Source organism: Micrococcaceae bacterium Sec5.1 (genome assembly GCA_039636795.1).
GTDB lineage: Bacteria > Actinomycetota > Actinomycetes > Actinomycetales > Micrococcaceae > Arthrobacter.
On the sequence record CP143430.1, the window covers coordinates 3,617,467 to 3,636,870 of the forward strand.

Consider the following 19,404-nt stretch of genomic DNA (forward strand, 5'->3'; position numbering starts at 1 on the left):
ACGTGTGACTAGTTGGGTTGGGGAGACGCCAGGTTCCGGACACGCCCGACGGCGCTTTCCACGGCTCCAGCAGCTTGCTCCAGTTCGGCTTCGGTGACAGTTGAGGCGAAGCTGAAGCGGACGGCCGTCTGGGCTATCTCCGGGGCAATGCCCAACGCCACCAGCACCGGTGACGGGGCATCAGATCCGGCAGCAGCACAGGCGGAGCCGCTGGAGCAGACCACGCCGAGGCGTTCCAGCTCAAGCAGGACTGATTCGCCGCTGGTTCCAGGGAAGCAGAACGATGCGATCGATGGCAGCCTCTGGTTTCGATGCCCTGTCAACAGGGCGCCTGGCACGGTTTGGAGGATGTGCGAGACGAACCGCTCCCGCAACTCAGAAACCCGCGAGGCCAGCTCCGGCTGCTCGCCAACGCTCAAAGTCAGGGCGGTGGACAACGCCACGGCCCCGGCTACATTCTCTGTTCCGGACCTCTTTCCCCGCTCCTGGCCTCCACCATGAACCAACGGCTCAACGCGCATCCGGCCCTTCGTGAACAGGACTCCGGATCCCTTGGGCGCGCCGAGCTTGTGCCCGGAAATGCTCAGCGCATCTACGCCCAGGGCCTTGACATCCAAGCTCAACCAGCCGGCGGCTTGGACAGCGTCAGTGTGGAAGGGGATGCCAAACCCATGTGCTACGGCAGCAAGGTCCGCGACGGGCTGGACAGTACCAATCTCATTGTTCGCATACATGATACTCACCATGGCTGTGTCCGGCCGAAGAACCGCTCGGAGCGCGTCCACTGTGACCACTCCGTCCCGGTCCACCGGCACCACGTCCACGCTGAAGCCATGCACGCGTTCCAGATAGCGGGCGGATTCTTCCACCGCCGGATGCTCGATGGCGCTTATCACTACCCGCTTCAGCGAGGGATCCGCTGCCTGCCGCGCGAGTGCGATTCCCTTGACGGCCAGGTTGTCCGCTTCCGTTCCGCCCGAGGTGAAGGTCACCTCGCCCGCGCGGCAGTTAAGCACCTTCGCGACGGCAGATCTCGCCCCTGCGAGCGCTGTGGCCGCCGCTTCACCCAGGCTGTGGTGGCTGGATGGGTTGCCAAACTCGCCGCTGAGGTACGGCCACATGGCTTCGAGTACCTCGCGCCGGACAGGCGTGGTGGCTGCAGCGTCCAGGAAGATCATGGAAGTCAGACTGCTTTCAGCGCTGCATCCATGCGCGGCTCTGCGTCGGTTCGCAGCTCAATATCCAGTCCGAGGTCCAGTGCCGAAACACTGTGCGTCAGTCCGCCGATGGAGATGACGTCCACGCCTGTTGCCGCGATCTCTGCAACTGTGTTGAGGTTGACGTTGCCGCTGGCTTCCACGTTGGCTCGTCCATCTACCTGCTTGACGCCTGCCCGCAGTTCATCGATGGAGAAGTTATCCAGCATGATGGTGTCCACCCCGGCGGCCAGCACGGGTTCGATCTGCTCTGCCCGGTCGACCTCGACTTCAAAGTGTGTGGTGTGTCCCAGCTGGGCCTTTGCGGCTACGAGCAGTTCGGTCAGTTTGGCTGAGTCTCCGCCGGTCATGACGGCCAGGTGGTTGTCTTTGGCCAGCACGGCATCCGAGAGGCTGTACCGGTGGTTCGCTCCCCCACCGCACCGGACGGCATAGCGTTCCAGCACCCGCAAGCCGGGCGTTGTTTTACGGGTGTCCGTGATTCGGGCGCGCGTTCCTTCAACGAGCCTGACGAACTCTGCAGTCTTCGTGGCAATGGCGCTCATCCGCTGCACCAGGTTGAGTCCGACCCGTTCTGCCAGCAACACCGAGCGTGCGCTGCCGGTGACGCGGGCGAGGTGGGTGCCGGCGTCGAACGCTTCACCATCGGCCAGCAACAGCTGCACTTCCGTGTCCGGGTCGACGAGCTTCATGGCGTCGCGAAACACGGTTCCACCGCTGAACACGCCCGGCACGCGGGCGTTAAGGACCGCTGTGGCACGCGCCCCGGCGGGGATCAGCAGTTGTGAGGTGATGTCGCCGCTGGGAGCGTCCTCAGCGAAGGCCCGTTCCAGGATGTCCCGCACAGGCGCTGTGGGAAGGGTCAGGTTGATCATGGAGGTCAGGTCAGTCATTGACGAGGCTCGCTTTCCGGATCATGGTGTAACGCTTGTCAAAATCGTCGACGGCGGCTGGTTCGCTCACGCCGTCACTGCGGTAGTGGGCCCCGAGCGATTCCCGCCGCTCCCGCGCCGCCCGGACCAACAGCTGCGCCGCAAGCAACAAATTGGAGTCCTCATGCACGCGAACATCTGCAGAATCAGGAACACTCAGAGGCAGATCATCGCCCTCCCCCGCCCAATTCCCAAGCACGGCCTCGGCTTCAGCCAACAGCACCCCGGTCCGCAGGACCCCGGCCTTAGCAGTCATCAACCGACGAAGTGCCTCCCGCGAAAACCCGCCTGGAAGTGCTGTCGCTGGGGCGGTTTCGTTGAAAAGGCCGCTGCGATCGTCGTCTGGCGGGGTCCCGGCAGCGTGCGTAAAAGCGAGGCCGCCCGCGGCCGAGTTAGCACGCAGAGGGACTCCGTTAGGCGACCCACCGTGTGCACCGCCAAGGAAGGCAGAAACAGCCCGCCGCCCGAACACGAGTCCTTCGAGCAAAGAGTTGCTCGCCAGCCGATTAGCCCCTTGAACCCCGGTACAAGCAACCTCGCCAGCAGCCAGCAGTCCAGGAACAGATGTCCGGCCGTAAAGGTCGGTCACCACCCCACCCATCCAGTAATGCGCCGCTGGAGCGACGGGCACAGGCTCACGGCTCCAGTCAAAGCCGGCTTGTCGGGTGCGTTCGCTGATAGTGGGGAAGCGCCTCTCGAGGAAGCCCTTTCCACGCTGTTCCTCGATCACGGTTGCATCGAGGAAGACGTAACCGTTGGGGTCACCGAGTGCTGCAAGGTGCAGGGCTATGCTCCGGGAGACGACGTCCCTGGGGGCGAGCTCGCCGTCCGGGTGGTAATCGGCCATGAACCGGCGTCCGGTGGCGTCCACGAGAATGGCGCCTTCGCCGCGGACTGCCTCGGAGATGAGCAGGGGGTCAGTGTTGCCTTCGGCTTCAAGGGCATCTCCTGTACGGACCATGCACGTGGGGTGGAACTGGAAAAATTCGAGGTCGGCCACTGCGGCGCCGGCCCGCCAGGCTAAGGCGAGCCCGTCTGCTGTGGCGACTGCCGGATTGGTCGTTTGTGCGAACAGTTGACCGGCCCCTCCTGTTGCGAGGAGCACGGCGTCGGCGTAGTAGCCAAGTTCCCTGCCGTCGTGGAGGAAGTTGACGCCCACCACGCGACCGTCGCTCCGGGACAGTGAGGTGACCTGCGCATGCCCGATCACTTGGATTTTTCCGGCCGCCTGGAAGTCCAGCACTGTCTTGATCAGGGCGGCTGCAACCCGTGCACCTGTTGCGTCTCCTCCGGCGTGGAGGATACGCGGGGCAGAGTGGGCGGCTTCGAGGCCCAAGGAGGGATCGCCGTCGTCGTCAAGGTCGAAACGGACGCCGAAGCGCTCAAGTCCGGCAATGTCCATCCGGGCCTCGGTGCACAGCACCCGCACGGCTTCCTCGTCGCAGTGGCCCGCGCCGGCATTGAGGGTATCGGCAATGTGGGCAGCAACGGTGTCCCGCGGAGCTGGCTCCTCCAGAACGGCCGAGATGCCGCCCTGGGCCAAGTATGTATTGCTGTCCGCGAGCGCGCCCTTGGTGAGCAGCACCACTTCGGCTCCGGCTTCGGCGGCCAGCAGGGCTGAGTACAGCCCCGCTATGCCACTTCCGACGACGATCAGCCGCTTTGGCTGGTGCCCTTCAGCGAGGCTTCCTGAGGTCATGTGAGGCTCGATTCGGATCGTCCGGAGGACCGGTGTGGGTAACGGTTAGGCAGGCTTTGCGGCCAGCATGCGCTCCAGCGCAATTTTGGCGTTGTCCTGTACGGCGTCATCCACAGTGATGCGGTTGACGATGCGTCCTTCGACGAGTTCCTCAAGCACCCAGGCGAGGTAACCGGGGTGGATGCGGTACATGGTGGAGCAGGGGCAGATCACCGGGTCCAGGCAGAAGATGGTGTGCTGTGGGTTTTCCGCGGCGAGCCGGTTCACCATGTTGATTTCGGTACCGATGGCGAAGGTGGTTGGTTCAGTGGCCGCAGCGATGGCCTTCTTGATGAAGTCGGTGGACCCTGCAGAATCGGCAGCGTCCACAACTTCCATGGGGCATTCAGGGTGCACGATCACGTTGACGCCGGGGAAGTCGAGCCGGGCTTTTTCGATCTGGCCCACGTTGAAGCGCTTGTGCACCGAGCAGAAGCCGTGCCAGAGGATCACGCGGGAGTCCAGCAGCGTCTGTTCGTCGTTGCCGCCCAGTTCCTTGCGCGGGTTCCACATGGGCATCTGTTCCAAGGGGACGCCCAAGGCTTTGGCGGTGTTGCGGCCCAGGTGCTGGTCGGGGAAGAACAAAACTCGCTGCCCCCGCTCGAAAGCCCATTCCAGGACCACTTTGGCGTTGGAGGAGGTGCAGACAATTCCGCCGTTGCGGCCGCAGAAGGCCTTCAGTGCCGCGGAGGAGTTCATGTAGGTGACGGGGATGACCGGAACGCGGCCCTGGGCGTCGGTGTCCGTGCCGAAGATTTCTTCGAGTTGTTCCCAGCATTCCTCTACGGAGTCCTCATCAGCCATGTCTGCCATGGAGCAGCCGGCTGCGAGGTTTGGCAGGATGACTGCTTGGTCCGGCGTGGAGAGGATGTCCGCAGTCTCTGCCATGAAGTGGACGCCACAGAAGATGATGGCTTCGGCCTCGGGCTTGGTCAGTGCAGCATTTGCGAGCTGGAAGGAGTCACCCACGAAATCTGCGTACTGGATGACTTCGTCACGCTGATAGAAGTGGCCCAGGATCACGGCGCGGTCCCCGAGCGTCTTTTTCGCAGCCAGGATACGGGCATCCAGTTCGGCATCCGTCGCCCGCTTGTACTCGTCCGGGAGCTGTCCCTGGCGTGGCGTCTCCTTGGGAGCGACGTCGCTGCTGGAGGCTCCAGGTCCGTAGGCGGGGGCGCCGGCAAGAGCCTCGGCAAGGTCATACTCCCAAGGCCCCTTGGCCAGGGCCGGGCTGCAGGTGGATCCCGCGCGGGAAAGGCCCTTCTCGGCTTCCTCACGTGTGATCAGCTGGACGGCAGTGTTGACGCTGCTCATGGTGTACTCCTGTTATCTGGCCCGAGTCCGGGCGTGCCGGTGAAGCGGTAGAGGCGTGGCGGACGGTGTTTTCCGCCCTGCAGGTATTCACCGGTCTCTTCAATGTCCGGTGTGGCTTTGATGTGGCGGCGGAAGTTTGCCGGATCCAACTGGCGGTCCAGCACGGCTTCATAGACTTCACGGACTTGCGCGAGAGTGAAGAATTCTCCCAGCAGGTGGTAGGCGATGGAACCGTAGGCCATCTTGTTGCGCAGGCGCCAGAGTGCGTAGTCCACAATCGCGTTGTGGTCGAAGGCGAGTTCACCGAGCCTGTCCGCCCGGAACCACCGGACATTTTCCGATTCGTCCGCGAGGGCGGCTTCGGTTGGCTGGACGAGTGCCCAGTAGACGATCGATACGACGCGCTGGCTGGGCGAACGATGCAGACCGCCGAAGGCGTAGAGCTGCTCCAGGTACTGCGGTGCCAGCCCCGTGGTTTCGCGGAGGTTGCGCGAGGCGGCGTCCTGGAGGGATTCATCGTGTGCCAAGGGCCCGCCGGGAAGGGCCCACAGGTCCTTGTAGGGCTCGCGGATCCTTCGCACAAGCGGCAGCCAGAGTGTAGGGCGGCCGGATGTTTCGCTGGGGCGGAGGGCGAAAATCACCGTTGAGATTGCCAACGACGGCGGCGCCAAGCGGCGTTCAGCAACGTTCGCTGAGATCGGGTTCACGGCGTTCACCTCGCTTCGTCGCCGCCTGGAGATCTTCCTCCACGCACTGGAATCTTAGTTAAAGTCATCTTGACTAGAACTAATGGTACGACTCCGCAGCCTCTTGGCAAAATGCCCTGCGTCACACTGACTTGGCGGCAGCTTCCATCAGTGGCAGGGTCCGGCCCTGGATGTGGCTGTTGAGCACAATGACGGACGAGCAACGCACCACGGATTTGGTGGCGATCATCGCGTCCAGGACCCGCTGCATGTCAGGATTTGAACGCGCTGCGATGCGAACCATCAGATCGGAATTTCCCGTCACGGTGTGCACTTCAATGATCTCCGGGATGGCGCTAAGGCTTTGGATAATGGCGTCGTGACCGATCTCCTGGGTAATGGTGACCGAACAGAACGCCACTACGGGGAACCCGAAGTTGGCCGGATCCGGTTGTGGGACCCAGGAGCCGATCACTCCGTTTTCGATCATTCGGTCAATCCGGGACTGCACCGTAGCCCTGGCAACCCTCAGCACGCGGGACGCCTCCAACACAGAGGACCTCGGCGAATCCGTGAAGAAACGTACAATTTTTGCATCAAGCGCATCGACCAGCATCAAAGTTCCTGTCCCCGGGGATTCTTACCCATCACATCGCCACAGCAAAAAGTGATGTATCTTACAAACTGCGAGAATTATTCCACGGCTCTTGCTGCGTCGTCGACGCCCAGCTTGCTCAGCCCAAGAGGCCAGCTCGCTAAACCGAGTATGAAATCCATAGAAGGTAGACACGTATGACAACGAAGTCCATCGCGGCTCCTGCCCCAACATCCGGACTTGGCCATTCACTCAAGCCACGCCAACTCACCATGATGGGGCTCGGAAGCGCCATCGGCGCAGGCCTCTTCCTCGGCTCCGGCGCAGGCATCCAGGCCGCCGGCCCGGCGGTCCTGATCTCCTACCTCGTGGCGGGAACCCTGATCATCCTGGTCATGTGGGCCCTGGGCGAGATGGCTGCCGCCAACCCCAACAGCGGAGCCTTCTCCGTCTACGCCGAAAAAGCCATGGGCAAGACCGCTGGCGGCACCATTGGCTGGCTCTGGTGGCTGCAGTTGGTGGTCGTCATCGCAGCGGAAGCACTTGGCGCGGCAGGCCTGCTCTTCACCGTGTGGCCTGTGATTCCGGTGTGGGTGCTCGCCCTGGTGTTCATGGTGGCATTCACCGGCATCAACCTCGTGGGCGTCCGCAACTTTGGCGAGTTCGAATTCTGGTTCGCGATTCTGAAAGTCGCGGCAATCGTCATCTTCCTCCTTATCGGCGCCGCCCTGCTGTTCGGCTGGCTGCCCAACGTTGCCTCGCCTGGCCTGTCGGCCTTCGGGGACTTCGCCCCCAACGGAATCGGCGGCATCGCCGCTGCTTTGTTCGTGGTGATCTTCGCGTTCGGCGGAACGGAAATCGTCAGTGTCGCTGCTGCTGAAACCGAGAACCCGGCGCACAGCGTCGGCAAGGCCATCCGGACTGTGGTTTGGCGCATCCTGGTCTTCTACATCGGCTCCGTTTTCGTCATCGCAGCAGCTCTTCCCGTTGGTTCAGAAGGACTGAAGTCCCCGTTCGCGGGCGTACTGGACCTTGCGGGTATCCCTGGTGCCGGCGCTGCCATCACACTGGTGGCCGTAGTTGCCCTGCTTTCCGCCCTGAACGCCAACTTGTACGGCGCTTCAAGGATGATCTTCTCCCTCTCAGAGCGCGGCGAGGCTCCGGGCTTCCTGTCCAAGCTGAGCGACTCCAAGGTGCCGGTGGCCGCCGTCGGGATTTCCGTTGCTTTCGGCTTCATCGCAACCGTCCTGGAACTGCTCTTCCCCGAGCACGTACTGCCGGCGCTCCTGAACCTCGTGGGCTCCACGTGCCTGGTGGTGTGGGGCACCGCATTGGTCTCCCAGTTCATCCTGCGCCGCAGGGCCGACCGCGAGGGAACCGAATTGCCGCTGCGCATGAAGGGCTTCCCGGTCCTCACGGTCGTTGGAATCGTCCTGCTGGGCATCATCCTCGTGGTGGGCTTTGCCAACCCTGAGAGCGCCGGCCAGCTGATCGGTACGTTCATCCTGATCCTGGTTATCGCCGCTGGATGCTTCCTCAACGCCAAGTCGAAGGCCGGTAAGCAGCCACTGCATACCAAGTAGCCGCCTGCTTATTGAAACCAAGAGGTCCTGCGCAGTTTGTTTTGCGCAGGACCTCTTTCCGTATCCAAATTGTACAAAGTGTTTCGTCGAAACTTAGCTGATTGCGCACGCCCCTCGCTGGTGACTAGGGTCACAGCCATGACTACCAAACCCGTGCTCGGCGCCGTCGATGAGGATGCGGCTCCGCTTACGCACGAACAACTGCGTGAGCTCTACTCCCTGATGGCCTCCGTCCGTCACCTGGACACCGCGGCCGTTGCCTGGCAGCGCCAAGGCATCATTCCCGGCTATGCGCCCCAGCTGGGCCAGGAAGCCGCGCAGGTAGGCAGCGGATATGCCGTTGACCGGACCCGCGACTTCGTGTTTCCCACATATCGCGAGATGGGTGTGGCCCGGGCCATGGGCTTGGACATGGTGGGCTACATGTCCACGCACAAAGCCACGTGGCATGGCGGAATGTACAACCCGCTGGAATCCCGCTTCGCCCCCATCCAGGCCGTTGTGGCCGGATCGGTATTGCATGCTGTTGGCTGGGCCCACGGCCAAACCCTCTCCGGAAAGCCCGACGGCGAACGCGGCGTTGCCATGACATACTTCGGCGACGGCGCATCCTCCCAGGGCGATGTCCACGAGGCGATGAACTTTGCTGCTGTGATGAAGGCGCCAGTGGTCTTCTTCATCCAGAACAACGGCTGGGCAATCTCCGTGCCCACAGAGCGCCAGGTTGCCGGCGGCTCAGTCGCTGCGCGCGCAGCCGGATACGGGATTCCTTCGCTGCAAGTGGACGGCAACGACGTCGTCGCAGTCTACGAGGCAACACGTTCGGCTTTTGCCCATTGCCGCGCCGGCAACGGTCCTGTCGTCATTGAAGCCATGACCTACCGCCGTGGGCCCCACTCCACGGCGGACGACCCCGGGCGTTACCGCACCCTGGAAGAGGAACGGCTCAGTGCGGGCGAGGATCCCCTTGAGCGCTTCAAGCAGCGCCTCCTCGACGACGGCATTGCCGATGACGCCTTCTTCGCCCTGGCACAGCAGCGGGCCCAGGAGGAAGAGGAAGCCATCCGCGGCGGCATCGAAGCCCTTGCGCCCCGTCCCGGTGCCGAGATGTTCAGCCTCGTCTTCCAGGAACCAACGCCCACCCTTCAATCCCAGGCCACTGCATGGCGCAAGGAGTCCGAACATGTCTGACACAGCCACGGCACTATCGTTCGCTCCCGGGTCCGCCACAATGGAGGCGGAACCCGTCCTGCAGCTGTCCATGCAGCAGGCGCTGAACCGCGCGCTTGACGAGATCCTGGCCGACAATCCCAAAACGGTCATCTTCGGCGAAGACTGCGGCCGTCTGGGCGGCGTTTTCCGGATTACCGACGGGCTGCAGGCCAAGCACGGCGAAGAACGGGTCTTCGACACCCCACTGGCCGAGTCCGCAATCCTGGGCATGTCAGTTGGACTGGCCATGGCAGGCTTCCACCCCATCCCTGAAGTACAGTTCGACGGCTTCGCCTACCCGGCCATCAACCAGATCGTGTGCCAAATCGCCCGGATGAACTACCGCAGCCGTGGCACACTCCCGATGCCAATCACGCTCAGGGTTCCCAGCTTCGGCGGAATCCGCGCTCCGGAACACCACGGCGAAAGCCTTGAAGCTCTGTTTGCACACGTCCCCGGCCTGAAAGTCGTTTCCCCCTCAAGCCCGCACGACGCGTATCACCTCCTCAAGTACGCAGCCACGCGGCCGGATCCTGTCATCTTCATGGAACCGAAATCCCGCTACTGGCAGAAGGGTCCGGTAGATGTCCGCACTGCGGCTCCCGGTCAGGCACTTCAGGATCAGGCATTGCCCGACGCCGGCATGGACGACGGCGGCCGCCTCACCGGCGCTCGGGTTGCCAGGGAAGGGCGCCACCTGACACTCGTCGCCTGGGGCGCCATGGTTGCACGGTGTCTTCAGGTTGCCGAGCTTGCATCGGAAGATGGCATCGACGTCGAAGTCCTGGACCTGCGTTGGCTGAAACCAATCGACGCCGAAGCTCTGGCGAAGTCCGTGGGAAAGACGCGGCGCGCCGTCGTCGTCCACGAAGCCCCCTTGACCTCAGGCCTTGGCGCCGAGGTCGCCCAACTGATCACGCAGCATTGCTTCCAAACGCTGAAGGCGCCCGTGGAGCGCGTGACCGGCTTCGACGTGCCCTATCCCTCCGGCGACCTGGAGGACGAATACATTCCCAACATCGACCGCATCCTCTTTGGGATCCAACGCGTACTGGAGTACCGCCGTGGCTGAACTTTCCTTCCCGCTCCCCGATCTGGGCGAAGGCCTCATCGACGCGACCGTCCTGGATTGGCTCGTATCACCGGGCCAGCAGGTGGAGCGCAACCAGCCCATCGTGGAGCTGGAAACCAGCAAGTCCGCCCTCGAATTGCCCAGCCCGCAGGCGGGTAAAGTGGTGCGTATTCACGGGGCGCCGGGCGACACCATCAACGTCGGCGAACCGCTGATCGTGTTCGAGGTACCGGATGACACCGCCGGGATCGTGGGCACGGTTCCGAAGGACGAAGCACCCAAGCGCCGGGTCCGCCTGAGCGCCGTACTCGATGAGGACTGACATGATGACCGGCAGGCACACCGTGGAACAGCACAGGCACACAGTGGAGGGCACAGACCCCGAATTGTTCGTGGAAGTCCATGAACCAGCCACCGACGCCGGCCTCCGCCCCATCCTGCTGATCCATGGCTTTTCGTCCTCGAGCAAACTGAACTGGGCCGACAGCGGCTGGATCACCACCCTCCAGGAGGCTGGCCGCCGGGTGATTACGGTGGACCTTCCCGGCCACGGTCAGAGCCACTCCCCCGAGGATCTGGACTCGTACACGCCCAGCCGGATCCGTGCGGACCTCCTCCAGATTGTCACGGACGCCGGGGCGCGTCCGTTGCGCGACGGCGATCCTTCCACGGGACTGGACATCGTGGGCTACTCCTTGGGATCCCGGTTGGCTTGGGAGTTCGCCGCAACCCAGCCGGACCTGGTTCACCGGATCGTCCTGGGCGGACCGAGTTCAGCAGATCCGTTGGCAGCCTTCGACCTCGTCGCAGCACAGCGGCACTTGGCCGATGGCACACCCATTGAGGACCAGTCCACCGCCGGCTTGCTGAAGATGGCACAGTTGCTGCCCAGCAATGACCTGTTTGCCATGCTGTCGCTCATCGAGGCCATCAAGGGTGAACCGTTCGATCCTGCCGAGGCTGCACCGCACGTACCTATCCTCTTGGTTGCCGGCGAAAAAGATGATCGTGCGGCCACCATGCCGGAACTTGCGCACCTCGCCGGCAAGCGGGGGGCGCTGGTAGAGACCCTCGTGGTCCCGGGACGCACCCACACGAACGTAATCACAAGCAGGGCTTTCAAGGACGCTGCCATCGAATTCCTTGGCGTGTAGCGATGTGCGCCAGCGGCGCTAACGGCTCAACCGCTCCGCGTTAAGGCTCATTCGCTCCAGGACGCTCAATGCCATGGCATATTCATCGATTCCTATGCCCATGGAAAGGTCCTGGCGGGCGGCTTCCACATAGCGGAGGGCCTCGTGGTATTTCTCCCGGCCGAGCTCGCTGAGCGCCAGGCGGTCATCAATCATGGTGATCATGCCCCTGCCCACCAACGAGGCAAGCTCACGCTCCCGCAGTCGTGTGTCATCGCCCCAGAACGGGCGCAGGATCTCATCCAGCTCATCAGGACGAACCGTTCCCTCGGCCAGAGTGCCCAGGGCCTGCCACTGCCGCCGGCTCAGCTTGACCCGGGCCAGCGTGGCATCGAGTTGGAGTTCCAGGGCGGCGTCGAGCCTCTTGATCCAATATCCAATGGGCTTGTTCACAAGCCCATGCTTCCAGCGGATGCCTTAACCGGCAAGCTTTGAACGGTAGGCTGGAAGCAGCCAAATTACGTGGAAGTGGGGCAAATGGGCATGCGTTTCAAGGACCGGGCGGAAGCCGGGCGGCGCCTGGCCGAAGGACTCCCCCAGTTCAGGGAACGGCCGGACACGATCGTCCTTGGCCTCGCCCGCGGAGGTGTCCCCCTGGCCGTGGCCGCCGCCTCGGCGTTGTATCTGCCCTTTGGTACCATCTTGGTCCGCAAACTGGGGATACCCGGGCGCGAGGAGACTGCCTATGGCGCATTGGCGTGGTGCCAGGGAGACGTCGTCCGCATCGTCAACAAGCCGCTCAAGGAACATGTCCTCGCCCAAGGCATCAGCCAAGCCGCGTTGGATGCAGTCGAAGCACATGAACGCGCCGAACTGCTTCGGCGCGCAAGGCAATACCCAGGAATCGAGAACGACCTTCGAGGTATGACTGTCATTCTGGTGGACGATGGCCTTGCCACCGGAGCCACCATGCGTGCTGCCGTGGAGGCCGTGCGGGCATCGGGTGCCCGAACAGTGGTCGCCGCCGTGCCCGTGGCTTCGCTGGAAGCCGCAACATCCTTGGCACGGGTCTGCGACTTCATGATGTCACTGCACACGCCGGGTAAATTCCATGCTGTTGGCTCGTTTTACGAGCGTTTTGAACAGTTGACGGACGCCGACGTCGTGGCGCAGCTCGACGGCGCTGAGGCTCCGAGGGCGAAATAGCGGTTATAATGCCCGAGGCGGGCCCGGTGTCACAACCGCGCCCGCCCGGCGAATCAATTTATTACGGATGGATCTGTCGCTGGCCTAGTGGTGAACGCTGAAGCCGAGGGGACGGCCCTTGGTTTCCTTGGCAAGAATCACGCCCACGGCTGAGATGATGCACAGGCCCATGATGTACAGGCCGACTGATCCGGACCACTTGGTGGCGTCCAACAAAGCCTGGGCAATCAACGGGGCGAAGGCACCTCCGAGAATGGCACCCAAGGCGTAGCCGATGGAGATTCCCGAGTAGCGGACGTTTGCGGGGAACATCTCGGCGTACATGGCTGACATGGGCCCATAGGACAAGCCAAGCCCAATGGTGAGGACGAACAAAGCTGTTCCGTAGAGCACGATGTCCCTGGAATCGATCAAAGCAAACATGGGGATCATCCACGCGAACACCAGGCCGTAACCGAGCAGGAAGGTCTTTACGCGGCCAATCTTGTCCGAAAGCCAGCCTCCCACCATAGTGAAGATGAGCCACCCGAAGGAAGCAACCGTGGTGGCGAGGAGGATCTGCGGCGCCGGCATCTTCAGCGACTTGGTGGCATAGGAGATAAAGAAGGCGATCAACAGGTAGCCTGCGGCGTTGTTGGCGATGAAGATAAGTGCCGCGAGGATTACCTCCTTCTTGTTGTTCCGGAACAGCTCACTCAGGGGCGCCTTGCTTTCCGCCTTGCGCTGCGCGATCTCCTTGAAGACCGGGCTTTCCCCGACTGCGCGGCGGATGAGGTAGCCCACCACGATCAGGACCACGGAGAGCAGGAACGGCACCCGCCAACCCCAGGCGGCAAAGTCTTCCTTCGACATGCCCGACTGCAGGAAGAACAGGAGACCGGTTGCCAGGATCATGCCGATGGGCACGCCGATCTGCGGGTATGCGCCGAAGAGTCCGCGCTTGGTGATCGGAGCGTGCTCCACAGCCATCAGAGCGGCACCACCCCACTCGCCACCGGCCGAGAAGCCCTGGACCACCCGCAGGGTGATCAGCAGAATGGGAGCCCAAAGCCCGATTGTCCCGTAGGTAGGCAGCACGCCGATCAGGGCGGTCGCCGCCCCCATCATGACAAGTGTCATGACCAGGACTGCCTTGCGTCCCAACCTGTCGCCGAGGTGGCCGGCAACAAAGGCCCCCAGTGGCCGGAAGAGAAAGCTGATGCCGATGGTGGCGAAGGACAGAATTTGCGCCACTCCTGGATTCGATTTTTCCAGCGGAGTCAGGAACAGCGGCGACAACAGCGTTGCCGTGAGCTGGGCAAAGATGAAGAAGTCGTACCACTCGATTGTGGTGCCAACCAGGGTTCCTGCCAGGACCCGGCGCTCTTCGCGCTTACTGCTTGGGCCCGACGCAGAGTCGACTGTGGAGGTTGCGGTCATTGGAACTCCAGGGGTGAGGGTGACTGGTCGGCGCGTGACGTGCATTAACCGACAGAACGGTCAGTTAGGAAATCGTACTACATGCAGTGACCCAGCACACAGCATTTGCATCGGCACAACGAGGAGTGTGAGGCATCGAGATCCACTCTGTTCCATAGTTGAATAGCCGATTCGTATATGGAACGATATCTTGGTGAGACGCGCAACACAAGAGTTGTCCGCCCCCGCGCCTTCAGGCGCCAACATAGGATGGTTCGCATGAGTCCCCGCAGCGACGTCAAAAGTCCGCAGGAAGCAGCAAGCCAGGCCCCGCCGTCGCAAACCCTTTCACGGGGAATCCGCGCACTTGAGATCCTGGCCGAAGCCGAACGCCCGCTCAGCATTGCCGAACTCGCCGAGGCACTGGGGGTGCACCGCTCCGTTGCCTACCGCATCCTCCGAACGCTGGAGGACCACTCGCTGCTGATCAGGGACGATTCAGGCCGCGTCCAGCCGGGCCCCGGACTGGCGGTGCTGGCACGTGGCGTCTCGCGCAACCTGCAAACAGCTGCTCTGCCCGAGCTCACCCAACTGGCGAACACCCTGCACATGACCGCATTCCTGGCTGTTTGGGACCATCAGGAATGCGTTACGTTGGTCACCGTGGAACCGCGCCACTCGGGCGCCGCACTCGCCCAACATCCGGGAAGCCGCCACCCCATCGGCATTGGCGCACCCGGTATCGCCATCCAATCGACCATGACCGAGGACCGCTGGCACCAAGTAGGAGCAGGAATCCCCTACCGCGCCGAAGCGCACGAAGCCCGGCGCGCCGGCTACGCCACCAGCCACGACGAAGTCATCGCTGGATTGTCATCGATCGCCGCTCCCATCCATGTCCCGGGCGGAAGGCCGGCCGCTATCGCCGTCGTCTATATCCGCCTCGACCAGGACGCTGACGCCGTAGGTAAGGAGTTGGCTGCGAGCGCTATGCGGATCGAGAGCCAGTTGGCCTGAATCGCGGGAACCCCATACTCAACACGAAGAAAGCCCCGGCACCCGCCGGGGCTTTCTTTCGTGCAGTGCTTCCGCGTTCGAGGCGGCTTCAGTCTTCCGAGCCGTGGCCGATCCGGGCATAGAGTCCGGGCTGCGAGCGCCGCAGGCGCAGCCCCCACGCGATTCCCATGAGCCCCGGCAGCAGTACCACGAGCGGCAGGACGAAAGTTGCCGCCGTCGATTCCGTCTGGCCGAGAAGGACGTTGAAGTTGGCGAGGATGAGCACAAACACTACCGCCAGGAGCACGAAGCCAAGGCCAGGCGCCACAACGCGTACCCACAGGCTGGCACCATGCCGCTTCCGGCGGAAGAAGCCAATCACGGCGACGGACACTACGGTCATGAGCAGGACCAGCCCCATGGCGCCGCTGTTGGTCAGCCAGGCAAACATGGTCAGCACGGGATACAGTTCACCAAGCTCAGAGCCCGATCCCGCGATGGCGAAGGCAACAGTCACGACGACGGCAATTACCGTTTGCGCCAGCGACCCCGCGAAGGGAGCTCCACTCCCTCTGCGGACAGCTGCGAAGAACGGCGGGATGACGCGCTCCCGGCCGAGCGAGAAGAAGTATCGCGCTACAGCGTTGTGGAAGCTGACCAAGGCAGCGAAAAGGCTGGTCACGAACAGGATCTGCGCTATATCGCTCAAGAGCATGCCTCCGTTGGTACCCAGGAAGGCGAAGATCATGTCCGGACCACTGTTGGTGGCTGTTTCGATGACTGCGGATGGGCCTGCGCCTACGGTCATCGCCCAGGCTGAGGCGGCATAGAAGAGGGCGATGATGGCAACCGCTGCGAACGTGGCGCGGGCAACAGTGCGCTTGGGATCTTTTGACTCTTCCCCATAGATGGCTGCGGATTCAAAGCCCATGAAAGCGGCGATTCCGAAGGAAAGGACTGCGCCGATTCCGGGGACGAACAGGCTTTCGGGGCTGAAGGAGGCTGCAGAGACTCCTTCGGGTGCCACGGCAAGGCTGATGAGGTCATAGGCGATGACCACCAGGAATTCCAGGGCCACCAGGACACCCAGCACCTTTGCCGAGAGATCCACCCGGTTAACGCCCAACCAGCCGACAATCGCGATGCAGACCAGCACTGGGATCCACCAGGGAACGCTCATGCCCAGCCTTGCCGAGAGCAGTGAGGAAACGGTAAAGCCGAAGAGCCCATAGATGCCTACCTGCATAAGGTTGTAGGCCATCAAGGCGACCAGCGAGGCCCCCACACCCGCCGGCCTGGATATGCCTTGGGCAATGTAGGCGTAGAAGGCACCGGCGTTGGTGACGTAACGGCTCATGGCCGCGTACCCGACCGCGAAGAGTGCCAGGATCCCGCCGAGAATCAAGAACGAAAGCGGGACACCTGTTACCCCTGTGACAGCGAAAGTGGTGGTCACCCCGCCCGCGAGGACGGTCAGCGGCGCGGAAGCCGCAATAATCATGAAGGTCACGGCCGGGACGCCCAGACGCCTCCTGGTGTCTGCGCCCCCAGCTATCTTGCCCTTGACGGGGTTATCCACGCTCATAGTGTGCTCCTGCCTCGGTGCCGGACGGAGATTGCGCGGCACGGTGTCGGTCATTCCGCAATCTTCCTCCGCCGGGGCACTGCGTGACTTGTCTCACACGGCAAGGTGTTTGTCGGTGCACGCAAGCACAGCCCGCGTAAAGTCCCCCGGTGTAGAATCGTGGGCAAGCTCACGTCCGCGCTGGTGGCATTCTGTACCGGCGCCATCAGGTACGGCGGGCATTGAAAGGGAATTTGATGACCGTCGCGGCTGATACCGGCCCCGCAACCGTGCACACCGTGGTGGCGGATTCGTTCCAGGAATGGAGCCGCGCCATCTCAGCATCCTTCGTGCCGTTACTGGCCAAAGCCCCTGAACACGCCAAAGACGCTCCCTTCCACGGGACCATGCGGGCCCGGGTCCTGGGTCAAATTTCGGTGGTCGAAATAACGGCTGGCCCCCATACGGTCCTGCGAACGCCTGAGCTGATCGCCAAGTCCATCGGACGCTTCTTCAAGCTCAGCATCCAGCTCTCCGGCTCTGGCCGCCTGGTTCAGGACGAACGCGAAGCGGTGCTCGGTCCCGGGGACCTCGCCATCTACGACACCTCCCGCCCTTACCAATTAACGTTCGACGACGACTTCCGCACTTTGGTGCTGATGTTCCCACACGTCCTCCTCGACTTACCGGCCGAAGCCATGGGCCACGTGACAGCCCTGCGGATTCCAGGCGACGAAGGTCTCGGCGAACTCATCAGCCCTTTCCTGGTAAGACTGGCCGATAACCTCGAAGCCCTTTCAGGGGCGAACGGCCTCCGCCTTGTCCATAACGCATTGGACCTGGTCACTACCCTGTTCAACGGGGAACTGGACCAGCTCATCGAGACAGGCCGCGATCCCCACCTCCTCCTGCTGGGTCGGATCCATGACTACATCGAGGCCAATCTGGGCGACCCCGAGCTTTCCCCTGGAACCATAGCCGCCGCCCACTACGTCTCCACACGGCACCTGCACGATCTTTTCCAGGAGATCGGCACCACCGTGGCAGCGTCCATCCGGCAGCGCAGGCTCGAACGCTGCAGGCGCGACCTCCTGGACCCCGTCCTGGCAGACCGGCCCGTCGCCGCCATTGCGGCGCGATGGGGATTCACTGACGCAGCCCACTTCAGCCGGATCTTCCGGGCTGCATTCGGCAACTCCCCCACCGGCTACCGCAACAGCCACTTGAGGGAACCTTCGCCGGGAACCAAAGGGCCGACGTCGGGCATTTGACTACGCCTGAGGTCGACGCTTCATGACCAGATAAGTCAGAACTCCCAGCACCAACAAGCCCGCTGCGGCAGCCATGGATACAACGAAGGCTGCACTGGGACCCTGGGTCTGCGCCAACTGCCCTGCAAGATAGGAACCGAGCGCCGTGCCTGCCACGATCCCACTGGCCAAGGCTGTCATCACCGTAGCCATGCGGCCAGCAGGGGCCACCACGCCACCGATGCTGAACACCGTGACCATGACCGGCCCCACCGGGATTCCCAGCAACAGCAGCACGAACACCATGGGCCAGATGCCAGCCGGAACCAACAGCAGCAAGGCGAACAATGACATCGCAAGGGCCGCAGCAACCCACCGGGCGGCAAGACTAAAGCGCTGCGACCAGAACGCAACGGATAGCGCCGCCACGGCTGAACTCAAACCCATCACGGAGTAGAGGAGGCCAGCAATTTCCGCTGTAGCGTACTGGGCAGAAAAGGCGCTCAGGGCATTCTGCGTAGCACCAAAAAAGGTGCCCATGCACACCATTGCCACAACCGGCACAGCCACGACCGCGCCCGCCCAGCGGCTCCCCCGCTTTGCTGCGGGTTCACTGAAACTACCCACGACGGCGGCAGCAGCCTTACGCGGTACCGGCACCACGGCCTGCTGGCTGGGGTGGACGGCGAAGGCGGGTACAAGCGTGATAGTCATGATCGCTGCCAAGGCGAGGGGCAGCCAAGGAGCAATGAGGCTGGCCAGGATTCCAACCAAGGCAGGTCCGAGCACGAAAGTAACCTCGTCAGCAGTGCCCTCGTAGGAAAGCGCTGTGTCCAGATCGGCACGGCTGGCCGCGACGCTCCGGCCTCCGCTCCTTGCCACTGATGATTCTGCTGCAGGAATCTCTTCCGTGGAAACAGCGGCCTTATGGACTGATGACAGATTCCGGGTGGTCAGCGCCATCCAGCGAACACGGGCCATGGGGCCGACCTGCGGGCAGCTCGCCCCGGCGAGGAAACCTGCGACGAGCACTCCCGTAGCGTCGAGCACGGAGACATAACTTGGGGTCACGTAGGCCGCGGCGAGAAGGCCGAGGACGGCCAGGGTGTTAACAACTGCCGCGACAAGCAAAACGATGCGTTGGCCGGCGCGATCGGCCAGCGAGCCGAGGACGGGAGCTCCGACGGCCGAACCGATACCCACTGCTCCGGAGGCCATCCCACCGATTGCGTAGGAATGACTCACAGCTGTGACCAGGGTCAGTGTACCCACGGTAAGCATTGCCAACGGGAGTCGTGCGAAGAGGCCGAGGGGCAGGAACCCCGGCCCGGCGAGCTCAGGCAGCCGCGCGAACCTCCCCGGCAGGCGGGATCGATGCGTGGACGAGGTGGTGGTCAATTGCGAAGGCAGTGGCTTGGAGGCCAAAGAAGATTTTTCCATTGTTCCGGGTTCGCTAAAGTCTGCGCATCGTCCCTCCTCCCGATGCGCGCGACCCGGTGTAACAGATC

General features: G+C 62.9%; 18 protein-coding genes. 8 read left to right on the plus strand and 10 right to left on the minus strand.

All coding sequences use genetic code 11. The annotated features are described in order from the left end of the window. Nucleotides 1–8: 8 nt before the first annotated feature. From VUN82_16470 to VUN82_16495, 6 genes are all read right to left on the minus strand, one after another. The gene (locus VUN82_16470) at nucleotides 9–1,178 is read right to left on the minus strand and encodes a cysteine desulfurase family protein (protein ID XAS70682.1); all 1,170 of its coding nucleotides are present in this window, start codon (nucleotides 1,176–1,178) and stop codon (nucleotides 9–11) included. A gap of 5 nt (nucleotides 1,179–1,183) precedes the next feature. Further along, nucleotides 1,184–2,092 (minus strand): carboxylating nicotinate-nucleotide diphosphorylase, encoded by a 909-nt coding sequence (nadC, locus tag VUN82_16475; GenBank protein ID XAS74716.1) that lies wholly within the window; start codon nucleotides 2,090–2,092, stop codon nucleotides 1,184–1,186. A gap of 10 nt (nucleotides 2,093–2,102) precedes the next feature. Further along, on the minus strand, nucleotides 2,103–3,848 hold the full coding sequence (gene nadB / locus VUN82_16480; protein ID XAS70683.1) for an L-aspartate oxidase: 1,746 nt from the start codon (nucleotides 3,846–3,848) through the stop codon (nucleotides 2,103–2,105). 45 nt (nucleotides 3,849–3,893) lie between these two features. Next, on the minus strand, nucleotides 3,894–5,201 hold the full coding sequence (gene nadA / locus VUN82_16485; GenBank protein XAS70684.1) for a quinolinate synthase NadA: 1,308 nt from the start codon (nucleotides 5,199–5,201) through the stop codon (nucleotides 3,894–3,896). After that, nucleotides 5,198–5,917 carry an NUDIX domain-containing protein gene (locus VUN82_16490; protein ID XAS70685.1) on the minus strand — a complete coding sequence of 240 codons (720 nt, stop codon included), beginning with the start codon at nucleotides 5,915–5,917 and terminating at the stop codon, nucleotides 5,198–5,200. The genes nadA and VUN82_16490 overlap by 4 nt, the downstream gene beginning before the upstream one ends. A gap of 112 nt (nucleotides 5,918–6,029) precedes the next feature. Beyond that, nucleotides 6,030–6,503 (minus strand): Lrp/AsnC ligand binding domain-containing protein, encoded by a 474-nt coding sequence (locus VUN82_16495; GenBank protein XAS70686.1) that lies wholly within the window; start codon nucleotides 6,501–6,503, stop codon nucleotides 6,030–6,032. 176 nt (nucleotides 6,504–6,679) lie between these two features. On the opposite strand from VUN82_16495, the gene VUN82_16500 reads away from it, so the two are divergent. From VUN82_16500 to VUN82_16520, 5 genes are all read left to right on the plus strand, one after another. Continuing rightward, complete coding sequence (locus VUN82_16500; protein ID XAS70687.1) at nucleotides 6,680–8,065, plus strand: amino acid permease; 1,386 nt, start codon at nucleotides 6,680–6,682, stop codon at nucleotides 8,063–8,065. Nucleotides 8,066–8,203: 138 nt separating this feature from the next. Continuing rightward, a complete protein-coding gene (locus VUN82_16505) occupies nucleotides 8,204–9,256 on the plus strand; it encodes a thiamine pyrophosphate-dependent enzyme (protein ID XAS70688.1) in 1,053 nt (350 codons plus the stop codon). A 40-nt stretch (nucleotides 9,257–9,296) separates the two neighbouring features. After that, on the plus strand, nucleotides 9,297–10,349 hold the full coding sequence (locus tag VUN82_16510; protein XAS74717.1) for an alpha-ketoacid dehydrogenase subunit beta: 1,053 nt from the start codon (nucleotides 9,297–9,299) through the stop codon (nucleotides 10,347–10,349). Continuing rightward, on the plus strand, nucleotides 10,342–10,671 hold the full coding sequence (locus VUN82_16515; protein XAS70689.1) for a biotin/lipoyl-containing protein: 330 nt from the start codon (nucleotides 10,342–10,344) through the stop codon (nucleotides 10,669–10,671). The genes VUN82_16510 and VUN82_16515 overlap by 8 nt, the downstream gene beginning before the upstream one ends. Before the next feature lies 1 nt (nucleotide 10,672). After that, nucleotides 10,673–11,503 carry an alpha/beta fold hydrolase gene (locus VUN82_16520; protein XAS70690.1) on the plus strand — a complete coding sequence of 277 codons (831 nt, stop codon included), beginning with the start codon at nucleotides 10,673–10,675 and terminating at the stop codon, nucleotides 11,501–11,503. 18 nt (nucleotides 11,504–11,521) lie between these two features. Here the strand turns inward: VUN82_16520 and VUN82_16525 are convergent, their stop codons facing one another. Beyond that, complete coding sequence (locus VUN82_16525) at nucleotides 11,522–11,935, minus strand: MarR family transcriptional regulator (protein ID XAS70691.1); 414 nt, start codon at nucleotides 11,933–11,935, stop codon at nucleotides 11,522–11,524. Between the two features lie 69 nt (nucleotides 11,936–12,004). Here VUN82_16525 and VUN82_16530 point away from each other — a divergent pair, with 69 nt between their 5' ends. Beyond that, entirely contained in the window at nucleotides 12,005–12,688 is a 684-nt protein-coding gene (locus VUN82_16530) for a phosphoribosyltransferase family protein (protein ID XAS70692.1), read from the plus strand. Between the two features lie 84 nt (nucleotides 12,689–12,772). Here VUN82_16530 and VUN82_16535 read toward each other — a convergent pair whose 3' ends face one another. After that, nucleotides 12,773–14,107, minus strand: coding sequence for an MFS transporter (locus VUN82_16535; GenBank protein XAS70693.1), 1,335 nt, complete (start codon nucleotides 14,105–14,107; stop codon nucleotides 12,773–12,775). 249 nt (nucleotides 14,108–14,356) lie between these two features. On the opposite strand from VUN82_16535, the gene VUN82_16540 reads away from it, so the two are divergent. Then, nucleotides 14,357–15,103, plus strand: coding sequence for an IclR family transcriptional regulator (locus tag VUN82_16540; GenBank protein XAS70694.1), 747 nt, complete (start codon nucleotides 14,357–14,359; stop codon nucleotides 15,101–15,103). 88 nt (nucleotides 15,104–15,191) lie between these two features. Here the strand turns inward: VUN82_16540 and VUN82_16545 are convergent, their stop codons facing one another. After that, nucleotides 15,192–16,667, minus strand: a complete 1,476-nt coding sequence (locus tag VUN82_16545; protein XAS70695.1) for an APC family permease — start codon at nucleotides 16,665–16,667, stop codon at nucleotides 15,192–15,194. A gap of 236 nt (nucleotides 16,668–16,903) precedes the next feature. Here VUN82_16545 and VUN82_16550 point away from each other — a divergent pair, with 236 nt between their 5' ends. After that, on the plus strand, nucleotides 16,904–17,917 hold the full coding sequence (locus VUN82_16550; GenBank protein ID XAS70696.1) for a helix-turn-helix domain-containing protein: 1,014 nt from the start codon (nucleotides 16,904–16,906) through the stop codon (nucleotides 17,915–17,917). Here the strand turns inward: VUN82_16550 and VUN82_16555 are convergent, their stop codons facing one another. Then, entirely contained in the window at nucleotides 17,918–19,336 is a 1,419-nt protein-coding gene (locus VUN82_16555; GenBank protein ID XAS70697.1) for an MFS transporter, read from the minus strand. It abuts the gene before it with no gap. Nucleotides 19,337–19,404: the final 68 nt, after the last annotated feature.

Coding starts and splice junctions, on each gene's coding strand:
- VUN82_16470 (XAS70682.1), bottom strand. CDS start 1,178: ATGATCTTCCTGGACGCTGCAGCCACCACGCCTGTCCGGCGCGAGGTA.
- nadC (XAS74716.1), bottom strand. CDS start 2,092: ATGATCAACCTGACCCTTCCCACAGCGCCTGTGCGGGACATCCTGGAA.
- nadB (XAS70683.1), bottom strand. CDS start 3,848: ATGACCTCAGGAAGCCTCGCTGAAGGGCACCAGCCAAAGCGGCTGATC.
- nadA (XAS70684.1), bottom strand. CDS start 5,201: ATGAGCAGCGTCAACACTGCCGTCCAGCTGATCACACGTGAGGAAGCC.
- VUN82_16495 (XAS70686.1), bottom strand. CDS start 6,503: ATGCTGGTCGATGCGCTTGATGCAAAAATTGTACGTTTCTTCACGGAT.
- VUN82_16500 (XAS70687.1), top strand. CDS start 6,680: ATGACAACGAAGTCCATCGCGGCTCCTGCCCCAACATCCGGACTTGGC.
- VUN82_16505 (XAS70688.1), top strand. CDS start 8,204: ATGACTACCAAACCCGTGCTCGGCGCCGTCGATGAGGATGCGGCTCCG.
- VUN82_16510 (XAS74717.1), top strand. CDS start 9,297: ATGGAGGCGGAACCCGTCCTGCAGCTGTCCATGCAGCAGGCGCTGAAC.
- VUN82_16520 (XAS70690.1), top strand. CDS start 10,673: ATGATGACCGGCAGGCACACCGTGGAACAGCACAGGCACACAGTGGAG.
- VUN82_16535 (XAS70693.1), bottom strand. CDS start 14,107: ATGACCGCAACCTCCACAGTCGACTCTGCGTCGGGCCCAAGCAGTAAG.
- VUN82_16540 (XAS70694.1), top strand. CDS start 14,357: ATGGTTCGCATGAGTCCCCGCAGCGACGTCAAAAGTCCGCAGGAAGCA.
- VUN82_16545 (XAS70695.1), bottom strand. CDS start 16,667: ATGAGCGTGGATAACCCCGTCAAGGGCAAGATAGCTGGGGGCGCAGAC.
- VUN82_16550 (XAS70696.1), top strand. CDS start 16,904: ATGACCGTCGCGGCTGATACCGGCCCCGCAACCGTGCACACCGTGGTG.
- VUN82_16555 (XAS70697.1), bottom strand. CDS start 19,336: ATGGAAAAATCTTCTTTGGCCTCCAAGCCACTGCCTTCGCAATTGACC.